Annotated in this window: 12 protein-coding genes; 9 read left to right on the top strand and 3 right to left on the bottom strand. The window is 60.5% G+C overall.

The genetic code is table 11. The features are described 5' to 3' along the window. Nucleotides 1–4: 4 nt before the first annotated feature. Together BGO89_04595 and BGO89_04600 are read left to right on the top strand one after the other, a co-directional pair. Nucleotides 5–691, top strand: coding sequence for a YggS family pyridoxal phosphate enzyme (locus BGO89_04595; GenBank protein OJX60847.1), 687 nt, complete (start codon nucleotides 5–7; stop codon nucleotides 689–691). Between the two features lie 33 nt (nucleotides 692–724). After that, entirely contained in the window at nucleotides 725–2,479 is a 1,755-nt protein-coding gene (locus tag BGO89_04600) for a hypothetical protein (protein ID OJX60848.1), read from the top strand. Nucleotides 2,480–2,491: 12 nt separating this feature from the next. Here the strand turns inward: BGO89_04600 and BGO89_04605 are convergent, their stop codons facing one another. Further along, nucleotides 2,492–4,123 carry a hypothetical protein gene (locus tag BGO89_04605; protein ID OJX60849.1) on the bottom strand — a complete coding sequence of 544 codons (1,632 nt, stop codon included), beginning with the start codon at nucleotides 4,121–4,123 and terminating at the stop codon, nucleotides 2,492–2,494. Nucleotides 4,124–4,141: 18 nt separating this feature from the next. On the opposite strand from BGO89_04605, the gene BGO89_04610 reads away from it, so the two are divergent. Next, nucleotides 4,142–4,801: a hypothetical protein gene (locus BGO89_04610; protein OJX60850.1), complete on the top strand. Its 660-nt coding sequence runs from the start codon at nucleotides 4,142–4,144 to the stop codon at nucleotides 4,799–4,801. A 44-nt stretch (nucleotides 4,802–4,845) separates the two neighbouring features. On the opposite strand, the gene BGO89_04615 is transcribed toward BGO89_04610, so the two are convergent. Then, nucleotides 4,846–5,538 (bottom strand): hypothetical protein, encoded by a 693-nt coding sequence (locus tag BGO89_04615; GenBank protein OJX60851.1) that lies wholly within the window; start codon nucleotides 5,536–5,538, stop codon nucleotides 4,846–4,848. A 60-nt stretch (nucleotides 5,539–5,598) separates the two neighbouring features. On the opposite strand from BGO89_04615, the gene BGO89_04620 reads away from it, so the two are divergent. Beyond that, the gene (locus BGO89_04620; GenBank protein ID OJX60852.1) at nucleotides 5,599–8,142 is read left to right on the top strand and encodes a hypothetical protein; all 2,544 of its coding nucleotides are present in this window, start codon (nucleotides 5,599–5,601) and stop codon (nucleotides 8,140–8,142) included. An 82-nt stretch (nucleotides 8,143–8,224) separates the two neighbouring features. After that, nucleotides 8,225–8,833 (top strand): methyltransferase, encoded by a 609-nt coding sequence (locus BGO89_04625; GenBank protein OJX60976.1) that lies wholly within the window; start codon nucleotides 8,225–8,227, stop codon nucleotides 8,831–8,833. A 216-nt stretch (nucleotides 8,834–9,049) separates the two neighbouring features. Here the strand turns inward: BGO89_04625 and BGO89_04630 are convergent, their stop codons facing one another. Further along, nucleotides 9,050–9,292: a hypothetical protein gene (locus tag BGO89_04630; protein ID OJX60853.1), complete on the bottom strand. Its 243-nt coding sequence runs from the start codon at nucleotides 9,290–9,292 to the stop codon at nucleotides 9,050–9,052. A gap of 346 nt (nucleotides 9,293–9,638) precedes the next feature. Between BGO89_04630 and BGO89_04635 the strand changes: the two genes are divergently transcribed. The 4 genes from BGO89_04635 to BGO89_04650 are packed head-to-tail and all read left to right on the top strand — an operon-like array spanning nucleotide 9,639 to nucleotide 12,902. After that, complete coding sequence (locus BGO89_04635) at nucleotides 9,639–10,586, top strand: peptide chain release factor 2 (protein OJX60854.1); 948 nt, start codon at nucleotides 9,639–9,641, stop codon at nucleotides 10,584–10,586. Continuing rightward, a complete protein-coding gene (locus BGO89_04640; protein ID OJX60855.1) occupies nucleotides 10,579–11,355 on the top strand; it encodes an NAD-dependent protein deacylase in 777 nt (258 codons plus the stop codon). The genes BGO89_04635 and BGO89_04640 overlap by 8 nt, the downstream gene beginning before the upstream one ends. Next, complete coding sequence (locus BGO89_04645; protein OJX60856.1) at nucleotides 11,352–11,729, top strand: holo-[acyl-carrier-protein] synthase; 378 nt, start codon at nucleotides 11,352–11,354, stop codon at nucleotides 11,727–11,729. Before BGO89_04640 ends, BGO89_04645 begins: the two co-directional genes overlap by 4 nt. A 9-nt stretch (nucleotides 11,730–11,738) precedes the next feature. Further along, nucleotides 11,739–12,902, top strand: coding sequence for a 5-(carboxyamino)imidazole ribonucleotide synthase (locus BGO89_04650; GenBank protein ID OJX60857.1), 1,164 nt, complete (start codon nucleotides 11,739–11,741; stop codon nucleotides 12,900–12,902). The last annotated feature ends 69 nt before the right edge of the window (nucleotides 12,903–12,971 follow it).

Here is a 12,971-nt window from a genome sequence, read left to right on the forward strand (position 1 = left end):
CACCATGTCCATTGCAACAGCCATCTCCGACGTACGGGAACGGATCCGGCGCGCCTGCATGAATGCAGGGCGTGCGGCGTCCGACGTCGATCTTCTCCTCGCCACGAAGACGGTATCGCCGGAACGTCTGCGCGAGGCCATCGCTGCCGGTGCTACGCTCTTCGGCGAGAACCGCATGCAGGAATTCGTTCCCAAGGCCGAGGCATTGCAGGATGCACCGATCACATGGCACTTCATCGGCCATCTGCAGACGAACAAGGTTCGTGATGCTGTCCGCCATGCCGTATGCGTACAATCCGTCGATCGTCCTTCGCTCGCGAAGGAACTCGACAAGGAACTGCAGAAGCGGGGTACGGGACTCGACATCCTCGTGGAAGTGAATACGTCCGGCGAGGAAAGCAAGCATGGTGCGGCGCCGGAACATGTCGACGATCTCCTGGAGTATATCGGTACGTGTGCTTCCTTGCGCGTTCGCGGATTCATGACCATCGGGGCCCTGAGCGAGGACGAGAACGATGTCCGTGCATGCTTCCGGTCGCTCCGCACGATTCGGGACAAGGCCATCGAAGACGGTCGTATTCCATCATCGGCGACCGTCTTGTCCATGGGCATGTCGGGCGATCTCGAGCTCGCCGTCGAAGAGGGTTCGACGATGATCAGGATAGGGTCGGCAGTATTCGGACGGCGATAGACGCGCAGCAGAAACAACGGAGGGAGCCCGGCCATGCATCACTTCGAGTTCTTCGACGAGATCATCATCATCGGTGGTCTCGCCATCCTGATCATCTTCCTCTTCCAGCGTCTGCGCATTCCATCCGTCATCGGCTTCATCGCCACCGGAATCCTGCTCGGTCCTACGACGTTCGGCATCGTATCGCAGGACACGCTGATCGAGACGCTCTCCGAACTCGGCGTCATCCTGCTGCTGTTCACCATCGGCCTGGAATTCTCCATCACCGATCTGCGCGCCATGCGGCGTGTGGTACTGCTCGGCGGGTCATTGCAGATCGCGGGAACGATCGTGCTCGTCGGTGCCCTCGCGCTGGTGCTGCTTCCCGTCGCCGGCGTCGATGTGTCCTTCCAGACGTCGATCTTTCTCGGCATCGCCTTCTCCGTCAGCAGTACGGCCATCTGTTCGAAGCTGCTCAAGGAGCGGCGTGAGCTGGCCCTGCCGCATGGACGGACGGCGATGGCCATCCTGATCTTCCAGGACATGGCCATCGTGCCTCTCATGATCATCGTATCCCTGCTGATACCCGGTGCCGCGAGCGACCCCGTCGGCATCCTGTTCCGTCTCGGTACGCTGCTCCTGCTCGGTCTGGGCATCATCGGCGGGTTCCGCTATCTGCTGCCGCGCTTCGTAGGCGCCGTAGGGCGTATCTCCGCACCGGAAGTGCTCGTACTCGGCGCCCTGGTGCTCTGCTTCGGCAGTGCCTACATCACGTCCATCGCCGGAATGTCCATGGCCCTCGGCGCCTTCATCGCCGGTGTGATCATCGCCGGTACGGACGAAGGGCATCGCATCGGCCGGGTCGTAGAACCGATGCGCGATGCATTCACCAGCATCTTCTTCATTTCCGTTGGACTGCTCCTCGACGTCCATCCCGAACACCTCTTCCAGATTCTCGGTGGAGCTACCATCCTGCTCGGCGTCAAGGGTTTCGTCGTCACCGTCGTCCTGTTGATCCTGCGTCTGCCCATCCGCACGGCCGTCATGAGCGGCATCGTGCTCGCCCAGGTGGGAGAATTCTCCTTCGTCCTCGCCGAGACCGGACGTGTCAACGGTCTCGTGACCGATGACGGTTTTCAGGCGATGCTCGTCGCCATCATCGTGACGATGACCGTGACGCCACTGCTCATCTCGGTGGCGCCGAGGCTCGCCGAACGGGCCATACCCGCGCTGGGCATCGTGCCGTTGCGCCGCTTCCGGACGAAGGACGAAGCGCCGGTGCAGACGTCGAACGAGACCGAAGAAGCCGACGGTCCCGTCGTCGTCGTCATCGGCTTCGGTGTGAACGGCCAGAACGTCGCACGTGTCCTGCGCGAAACGGCCATTCCGTACCGTGTCCTCGAGATGAATGCCGAGGCAGTGCAGAAGTTCAGGGAGAGGGGAGAGCCGATCCGCTTCGGAGATTCGACCGACATGCACGATCTCAAGATGGCGGGCATCGGGCAGGCCCGTGCCGTGATCGTGGCCATCAGCGATCAGACGGCGGTAGCGCATTCCATCCGTTCGATCAGGACGATGCGCTCCGACATCCACATCATCGCCCGCACCAGGTATGCACGCGATGCCGAGGCCATTTCGGCGGCAGGCGCCAACATCGTCGTCACGGAAGAGTACGAATCCTCCATCCAGGTCTCCGTGTCGCTGCTCCAGCATCTCGGTGTGGAAGAAGCCACCATCGGATATCACGAAGACGTCATGCGTCGCGATCGATATGGCATGCTCGCACGCGAAGTACCGCCGACGGCGTGACGAATCGCCGCGTCAATGGACGACGTGGACGGGAAGCGTCGTCGTCGACGTAGCCGTGGCGATACGCACGAAGTACGCGCCGCCACTCAGACCCTTCACATCGACGGAAACGTGATGCAGTCCTTCGGCGAACAGGGATCCATTCGTGATGCTGCGCACGCTGCTGCCGATGGCATCGACGATATCCATCCTGATCGTGGAAGACGACTGCAGGACGAAGGTGACGTGCATCGTTTCCGATGCGGGGTTGGGTGCACACGTCGCGGCGAACGGCGTCGTTGCTGATGCGTCGGGTACGGAGGTCGCCGTTTCCAGGGACATCGATTCGTCGCCTGCACGATAGGGCAACCAGAAGTAGTAGCAGAGCAGCATCTCATCGACCGTCGACTCACCCCATCGCATGATCTCGGGAGGATGGTTGGGATTCAGCGGGTTGTCGGCCGTGTTGTCGTATTCCGCTTCGTAGTGCAGGACCGAACCCTGCGGAATCTTCACGAGATGCCTGTAGGCATAGCTGCCCTGCCAGTTGAAATCCCAATCACCGATGCGGACGAGATCGATGGTGTCGGCATCGGGCGTGACGGCATAGGACCTGCAGTTGCGTCCGAGCAGATGCATATGGGGCGCGATGCCGAGGAGACTGATGTCGAGCGGCACCGTATGCCGCGTCGTGAAGCGGCGTACGGTATTCGGCCATATCACGAAGTTCGTGTCCCTTGGCAGGTTGTCGGGCGACATCACGAACTGCTGCAGTACGCGTACGTTCCGGTTCTTGTGGAAGAAGACGTTGATGCGGGAGCGGTCCCGTTCTCTCGTCAGCGACGGGGCATAGTGTACCTGGATCACGAGATCGGATCCCTTCAGCATCCGTGCACCGATGGTCGAAGGGAAGAAGCGCTGCTGGCTTCCCGGTACCCAGCCGAGATAACTGGCGGCACTCGTAAAACCGGGATCGCCGAATCCCGAATAACCGGGACCGGGATCTTCCGCATCGAGTCTGCGGGCGGTGCCCGACGTGTCGAGGAAATAGAGAACGTGATGGACGACCTTCGGATTGCCCGGACGGAATTCGAGGGCGGCGATACTCCTGTCCTCGAGCAGCTCGGTGGGAAGAACGAAGAAGCGATAGACATCGCGGTTGTCGGACTCGATCTCCCATTCCTCGGACATTTCGAGGACGAGGTCGGGAATGCCGAGCTGGGATCCTTCAGGAAAGGTCGGCGGCAGGGGAGTATGCGACGGATCGCCCTGCGGGCTGCCGGCGTCGACCCATCGTGCGATCAGGTCGATCTCGTCGTCGGTCAAGGACCTGTCGCCGAGGAAGTCCATCGAGCCATGCGAGGGTTTCCATGGAGGCATGTATCGCGATGCGGTGACGAACTTGACGAGCGATGCATTCGCCGCCACGTCCTGATACGTGACGAGGGGAAAGGGTGCGATCTCTCCTTCGCGATGGCACGACGTGCACTTCGCATGGACGATCGGTGCGATGTCGTCCACGAACGTCGGTGACTGTCCGGCACGGACCGTCAGAGAGGATACGAACGTCAGCACTACCACGAAAACACGTATCTGAAACGTCATAGGGGTCTCCCGTTGCTGCAGGCATCGCGTTCCGATGCCGTCGTGGTCGAACGGGTTCAAACTACTAACGGAACAACTATGTCCGCCCAACCACGGATCGCCATCATCGGTGCCGCCGGAACGATGGGATCCGCACTGGCCCGGCGCACGGCTGCAGCGGGATATCATGTCGTCGTACACGACAGAAGGCCGGTCGTATCGACGGATCCATCGATCGTCGTCGTGTCGAGTCCAGAAGAAGCGATCACCCTGGCCGACGTCGTCATCCTGGCCGTGCCGTACGATATCGAGCGCGATCTTCCGGCATCGGTGCTGGCGGGTCTCGCAGGTCGTATCGTCATCAGTATGACCAATCCTCTGACGCCGTCGATGGACGATGTGGTGACGCCGCACGACGAAAGTGCGGCCGAGCATCTCGCTTCGCAGTTGCCCTCGTCGTCCGTCGTGAAAGCGCTCAACACCATCAGTGCCGCGGCACTGCAGCGGTCACCGTCCGACGGCGAAGTCTTCGATACGTTCGTGGCCAGCGACGACCGGGAAGCCGCCTACGTCATCGAGGACCTGATCCGGCGTATGGGGTTCCGGCCGTGGTATGTCGGCGGTCTCATCCTGAGTCGTACGCTCGAACGTATGACGGCATTGCTGATCGGGATCGCGATGCGGTACAGGCTCGACGATACCGTGGGCTGGTACGTCAAAGGGGCGCCCTCCGATCAGGAAGAACGCCCCTTGCCATAGCCTATCGATGTATCGTCATGCGGTATACCGTACCGCATGGGGAATCAGTTGAAGTACAGCGACAGATTGAACGAAATCGGATTGGTGACGATACCACCGCCGTTACCCGTATTGGCGGAGACCGGTGCTCCCAGATAGATCGTCGTCGTCGTTGGGCCATCCGATTCGGTGCTGCCGACCTTCGTCTTGGAACTCGACGACATGAAGCCGAGGCCGTATTCGAGGCCGAGGCTCACGTTCTTCCAGGGGAACCATTCGGCACCGAGGAAGACGCCCGCGCCGATCGTCGTACCCGTAAGCTCCGTCGTACCGCCGGCTTCGACCTTGCCGGACGACATGCCGATCATGGCCTGTACACCGGCATAGCCGACGACGTTGCTGTTATGGGCGAGGTTGAGGCGGAAACCAGGATTGACGGAGACGAGCGTATTCGTTTCCGTTCTCGTGACGGCTCCGGACTTGTCTTCGTTCTTCATCGAAGCGAAGCCCAGACCGAGTCGGAGCGCCATGTCGTCGGCCACGTACCATTGTGCGCCGACTCCCCCATTGTATGCTCCTCCGCTCAGATTACCGAGGCCGTTGAGCGTGAACAGCATCCCCAGATCGTTCTTCGACCGACGCACATCCTGTGCGTACATCATGGATCCGGCACATACGAGTGCCATCACTACTACGATGAGACGTTTCATCTTCTCTCCCCATAACCTGTGAATGAACTCGTCCGGATGCCGCTGCATGCAGCCCGGACGAGACGAACTTAGAAAAAGAAGTCGTTCGCTGCTCCTGTAACACACCGTATGTTCGAGCCGTACACTCCGCCCGGTGAATCCGATATCCGTACATATCAGAGTGGTTTCATGAAGGTTTCCGTTCTTCGCCTGTGGTTGTCCTTGTCCCTTCTCGCCGCCAGCGCCCTGCCTTCCCTCGCACAACAGCAGATCGTATGGACCGGTATGGTGGTGGACAGTTCGACGGGTGCGGGAATATCCGGAGCGGCGGTCCGTGTGGAAGGGAGTACGAAGGGGACCTATGCACGTTCGGGCGGTGCGTTCCGCCTGCCGTTACCGTCCGGTACCTATACGCTGCGTGTCCGCAGTCTCGGATATGGCGAACGGATCGTGACCATCACTCCGGCCACCACGACGTTGAGCATCGCCCTTCGTCCGACAGGCGTCACGACGGCGACGGTCGACGTCACGGGAGAGATCACCCCCGAAGAAGTCATCAAGCGTGCCATCCAGCGCAAGAAGGAGAATGCCGACCGCGTGAACACGATCGTCAGTACGCTCTATTCGAAGCTCCGTTTCGAGATGGAAGGCAGCGGTCTTCTCACGAAGCTCGGAGATGCGGACATGGATCAGGCCGCCATCACGGAGACCTTCTCCAAGGTATACGAGCAGCGCAAGCCTACGGCGGCCAAGCACGTCAGGATCCTGAACAGACGTCAGACGAAGAACGTCGCGGCGGCATCGAACACGGAAGTCTTCGACGAGTTCTTCGACTTCACCGCCGACGAGTTCCGGATCCTCAACACCCGGCTCGTGACGCCGCTCGCGAGCGACGCCCTCGGCGAATACCGGTACAGGATGGTGGGAAAGAAGATGCTCGGCAATCAGATGGTCTATGAAATCGCCTTCGAACCGAGAGCACGCATCTTCCCCGGCTTCGAAGGAACGCTCGTCATCGTGGACAAGACGTGGCACGTGATCGAGGCCAAGTTCGCTCCTACCGAAGAGACGGCCTTCCCCTTCCTCAAGGATCTCCGCTTCGAGCAGCGATACGAGAAGGTCAACGATTCCATCTGGGCACCGACCTATCAACAGCTCTCGGCACGTCTCCAGATCGACGTCGTGAAGGGGCTGATGGAACTCGAGGCCAAGGCCCTGGCTCATACCTACGTCACCGAAGTCGCCGTCAACGACGTCATTCCGGACTCCGTTCTTCGTCCCGACAGCGCACGGATCATGCAGGTCGCGCTCGGTGCACCGAACAAGGGGCGCTCCGACACCATCATCATGAAAGGCTCGACCTACATCACCGTCGACAAGGGAGCGGACTCGAGTGGTAGCGCCTTCTGGGACCAGCATGCCTTCGCCGAGCAGAGTCCGGAAGAGACCGCCATCTACCGTCGTATCGACAGCGTGCAGGCGGCCGACAGTCTCGGTACCGGCCGCCGCCGTCGTAACGACAGCACGGCGGGAACCGTGAGTCTCGGCAACATCGGTGGTGTCGGCTTCAACGTCACTCCGATCATCAACTTCTCGCAGATCACGGGCTTCATGCTCGGAGCCCAGGCAGACATTTCGTGGAAGGGATTCAAGCTCATGCCGATGGCGGCCTTCGGCCGCGAGGATACGAGGGTCGGAGCCGTCGGTCTCATGTGGAGCACCCACGTCAGCAGGGACTGGTCGCTCGACCTGGCCTTCGGTGTAGGCTCGCGTCTCGCCACCGTCCAGCAGGCACGCGAAATCCTGCGACGGTTCAAGACGTTCAACGTCGGCAACCTGCTGTATCCCCGATACTACGACTTCTATCGGCGCGACGGCTCGGATGCGGCCATCATCCTGTCCGACGACCGTACGAGCTTCACGCTCGCCGGCTCGTGGAATCGCCATATCGTCATGCCCGTCATCGAAGGCATGGACCGTCGGAGCATCCTCGCCACACCGGGAGACTATCGTACGCTGTTCGCCACCATCGACGTCGGTGAACCGACGTTCATGGACAACTTCATGGGAACGGGCTGGCCCGTCCACGGTTCCGTGAATGGCGGTGTGGGCGAGGCCACCGCGACGAAAGAAGTGTTCTGGAGCATCGAGACGAATCTGAACGTCCACGTTCCCACCTTCACCACGGGATACTATCCGATGGAACTGACGCTCGGAATCATCGGTGGCGTGCAGACGACGAATACGCCGATCCAGTACCAGTTCAATCTCATGCGGCGATTCCCCGTATTCGGTCGTAGCACGGACTTCTCCACCGTGCCCATCAATGCCTACGGTGGTACGGAGTACGTGGGCGCACATGCCGAGCACAACTTCTCCGACATGTGGTGGCGCATCGTGGGATTGCCTACCTACAATGGTCGTGGTCTCGACCTCATCGGCATCGTCGGTGCCGTGAGCATGACGCAGCGCGCCGCACCGTGGGTCGCCGGCGAGATCTACGATTCCACACCGGGAATCTACACGGAGGCCGGCTTCGCCGTCTCGCGTATCCCGACCTTCATCAGCGATCTCTTCTACCTGCGCTTCGATGCCATGTGGCCGTGCGGTCCCATCGCAACGCGCCGCGGATCGTTCGGATGGATGATCACGTTGTCGAGCCCGCTGCTCTAGATCGTTCGTGCCGTGCTCCGGCGTCCGGGCTGGAGATGCGACGAGTCTTGTCTTCAATACATCCGAACGGTAGGAGATGGTGATGGCGGAGTTCTGGGAAACGAATTTTCAGGAGAAGCAGGAGATGTGGGGCTTCGAGCCCGCACATTCCGCCATACTCGCGAAGGATATCTTCCTTCGACAGTCGTCGAAGAACATCCTGATACCGGGCATCGGCTACGGCAGGAATGCGAAGGTCTTTCTCGACGCGGGCATGAGCGTGACGGGAATAGAGATCTCGGGTACGGCGATCGAACTGGCAGCGAAACACTACGGAACGGATATCATGATTCACCATGGTTCCGTTACCGACATGCCGTTCGACGACATACGGTACGACGGTATCTTCTGCTACGCCCTGATCCATCTGCTCGATAGCGACGAGCGGGCGAAGCTCGTTCGCGATTGCTACGACCAGCTTGCGGATGGTGGTTACATGGTCTTCACGGCCATCACGAAACGGGCGCATACCTACGGACAGGGGACATTCCTGAGCGACGATCGCTATGAGATGTTCGGAGGTGTGAAGATGTATTTCTACGACGAGGATGCGGTCCGACGTGAGTTCGGCAGGGCGGGACTGCTCGATATCGCGGAAGTGCACGAGAGCTACCCGTTCTACATGATTGCCTGCAGGAAGAATGTCCAGTAGCGCCTGTGCCGGAATGGCGGCAGGGCCGTTCACGATTTCGATCGAACGCTACCCACCCGACGTGCTTCGGATGGGAATGGAGATTGCGCTTTCCGCGTAACGCATGTTGCGTGACGTCAATCCCGCTGACCATGACGTTCAGGACCGGATTCGTCACCCCGAGCTCAATCGGTGAATCGTTCCGTTGCGAACGTTCTCCGCCGATGCTCACGGCCGTCAGCCCAGGATCTTGATATCCGCGACTTCCCGGCATCCGTAGCGCCAGTGATAGTCGGCCATGACGACGGTGGAGCAGGCCGGTGGGCCGGGACAGGGAAATTGGACGAATCCCTGTACCTGCGTCCAGGTGTTGCTGCAGCCGTCGGGATATACGAAGGACGTCAGGATGAAGGGTTGGGCACCGAGGCGACATACCGCCAGCAGGCAGATACACAGGCAAGGAATGCGGACGTGTTTCATCGGAAGCCCGGAGAATCGTCAAAGGGAATCGGGACGACATGGTTCGAGGCCCACCATGCGAGTCAACGAAGGTTACGGGATGGCCTCCATTCGGCGATATCCGCCCCGGCGCGGTCCGGGAGGCGTTAGCCGCCAACACCGTATCTTTGCCGTTTGTCAGCAATTCCTTCGAGAGACGACATCATGTTCGAACCCCAGAAAAACAATGTAGCCGAACTCCGCGAACGCGTGGACCAATTGCGGAGGTTCCTTTGACATCGACCGCAAACGCGACGAAGTAGCGGGGCGGGAGAATCTCAGCGAAGCGCCCGACTTCTGGGACGACCAGCAGAAGGCGCAGAAGATCATGCAGGAAATCGCCGACCTCAAGGACTGGGTGGGTGCCTGGGAAGCCGCCAGCCAGGCCGTGGACGACGTCCAGGCCCTGATCGAACTGGCCGACGAGGCCGGTGACGAATCCATGGAGCCGGAAATCCTTGCCGAGCTCGAGCGGTGCCAGACGGCCGTGGACGATATCGAACTGCGGAAGATCCTGTCTGGTCCGGACGACGACCGCAACGCCATCCTCACGATCAATGCCGGTGCCGGTGGCACGGAGGCGCAGGACTGGGCCGAGATGCTCATGCGCATGTATACGCGCTGGGCGGAGAAGAGAGGCTTCGAAGTGCTGCTGGCCGACGAACAGGAAGGCGACGTGGCCGGCATCAAGAGCGGTACGCTGGAAATCCGCGGCAAGTTCGCCTTCGGCTATCTCAAGGCCGAGAACGGCGTACATCGTCTGGTACGTATCAGCCCCTACGACAGCAACGCACGTCGTCATACGTCCTTCGCCTCGGTCTTCGTCTATCCCGAAGTCGATGAGGAAGTGGAGATCGAGATCAATCCTGCCGACGTCGAGATGGATACCTTCCGTTCGGGCGGCAAGGGAGGCCAGAACGTGAACAAGGTCGAAACGGCCGTCCGTCTGCGCCACATCCCATCGGGTATCGTCGTGGCCTGCCAGCAGGAACGGTCGCAGTTGATGAACCGCGAGCGTGCGATGAAGATGCTCAAGAGCAGGCTCTATCAGAAGCGTCGTGAAGAGGAAGAGGCCGCGAAGGCAGCCATCGAAGGTACGAAGAAGAAGATCGAATGGGGTTCGCAGATACGGTCCTACGTCTTCCAGCCCTATACCATGGTGAACGATCATCGTACGGAAACGAAGATCACCGACATCCACTCCGTGATGGACGGTGGGCTCGACGACCTCATCAAGGCCTACCTGCTTCTCGAGGACCAGTTGAACAATGCCTGAGATCGATCCGTTCGATACCGTCGCCGAGCGCCTTTCGGAGGCGCGTCACGTCGCCGTACTGACCGGCGCAGGTATCAGTGCGGAAAGCGGAGTGGCGACGTTCCGGGACCCGGATGGACTCTGGGCGAAGTTCTCGCCGCAGGAACTCGCGTCGATGGATGGCTTTCTGGCCAATCCGCAGCGCGTATGGGAGTGGTATCGCTATCGCAGGGAAGTGATCGACGGTGTGGAGCCCAATGCCGGACATCGTGCGCTGGCCGAGCTTCAGCGCTGGGTTCCCGGCATTACCGTCATCACGCAGAACGTCGACCGCCTCCATCAGCGTGCGGGTTCGCGGACGGTGCTCGAAGTGCATGGCAACCTCGTCGAGAACAAGTGTAGCGTCTGTGGCGAAGCCGCTGCCGACGAACCGAATGCCGGTGATGCCGCCGAGGGCCTGCCACGCTGCCGTCATTGCGACGGCCTCCTGCGTCCCAACGTCGTCTGGTTCGGCGAGGACCTTCCGGAGGATGTCTTCAGGGAGGCGGAGGAAGCGGCCACCGACGCCGATGTCTTCCTGAGCATCGGTACCAGTGCCGAAGTATATCCTGCTGCGGGTCTGCCCCTGTTGGCACGCCGCCATGGCGCCTTCGTCGTGGAGATCAATCCGAACGTCACATCCTTGAGCCAATACGCCCATCACAGTATCCGCATGACGAGCGGTACGGCCCTGCCTGCCATCGTGGAGCGGCTCGTCGAATTCAGACAACAGTCCCGGCAGCCATCATGATCACAGGTATCGGAACGGACATCGTCGACGTTGCGCGGATTCGCCATTCGTTCGACGAATACGGCGAGCGGTTCATGAAGCGTGTCTTCACGCAGACGGAAATCGACTATTGCGAGCACTTCGGCGAAACGAAGTTCCTGCACTATGCTGCCCGCTTCGCGGCCAAGGAAGCCTTTTCCAAGGCCATCGGTACCGGAATGCGCCAGGGCATGGCCTTCGGCAAGGTGGGTGTGCGGAACGAGGCCAGCGGCAAGCCCGTACTGGAGCTGCATGGAGAGATGCAGGAGCAGTGGGGCAGTCACGTCGTCCACGTCACGCTGAGCCATACGTCCACCGTCGCCGTCGCCGTCGTCGTCATCGAAACATTATCCTGAAGACTCCCCATGCTTCCATCGATCTACAATCCTTCGGAACCGTTCACGCTCGGTATTCTCGGTGGCGGCCAGCTCGCCAAGATGACGGCGCAGGCCGCCTATCGGATGGGGCTGCGTATAGCCGTGATCGAGCATGGCGAGAACTCACCGGCCGGAGTGATGACGAAGCTCGAATTCCCGGGTGGCTGGAAGGATCCGGAGCAGCTCGAGGCCTTCATCAAGGCCAGCGACGTCATCACGCTCGAAAACGAATTCATCGATCCCGATATCCTCGACACCATCGCCGAACGCCGTCTCGTCTGGCCGTCGCCCGACACCATGCGTCTGGTCCAGGACAAGTTCATCCAGAAGGAAACGTTCTCGAAGGCGGGCATACCCACGCCGGTCTTCGCGGAGATCGGCAGCAGGCAGGACCTCGTCGACTTCGGGGAGCGTCACGGCTATCCCTTCGTGGCCAAGACGCGCAAGTACGGGTACGACGGTTACGGCAATGCCACCATCAAGCGCGATACCGAGATCGACATGGCATGGCGCCGGTTCATGGAAGGGGAGGAGCCGAGGCCGTTGCTCGCGGAGTCGTTCGTGACCTTCACCAAGGAACTCGCCGTCATGGTCGCCCGGAATCGTCGCGGTGAAGTCGCCGTCTACCCGTGCGTACAGACCATCCAGCAGGGCCATATCTGCGTCAGTGTGCTTTCTCCCGCACCGATCGAAGAACATCTGCGCAAGCAGGCCCAGGATATCGCCGTGGCCTGCGTGGAAACGATCCAGGGCGTGGGAGTCTTCGGCGTGGAGATGTTCCTGACGCTGGACGACCGGATACTCTTCAACGAGATCGCACCGCGGCCGCACAATTCCGGGCACTATACCATCGAGGCCTGTCATGCCTCGCAGTACGAGAACTGCGTACGTGCCGTGACGAACATGCCGCTCGGCTCACCCGACATGCGCGTTCCCGCCGCCTGCATGATCAACCTGCTCGGTGAACGCAACGGCAGCGGTATTCCCGACAGCGTGATCGAAGCCCTGAAGGTTTCCGACGTTTCCCTGCATCTGTACGGGAAGAAGGATTCCCGGCGAGGACGGAAGATGGGGCACCTCACGGCCACGGGAGCCACCATCGACGATGCCTTCCGTTCGGCGAATAACGCCCTCGAAGCCTTCGTCTGGTGATCGCTGATTCCGGACCGAAAAAAAAAACGTCGAAACGCGATATTTCCCGTGACGTTTTCGGTCGTCGCT

Origin of the sequence: Candidatus Kapaibacterium thiocyanatum (assembly GCA_001899175.1) — a bacterium.
GTDB lineage: Bacteria > Bacteroidota > Ignavibacteria > Kapaibacteriales > Kapaibacteriaceae > Kapaibacterium > Kapaibacterium thiocyanatum.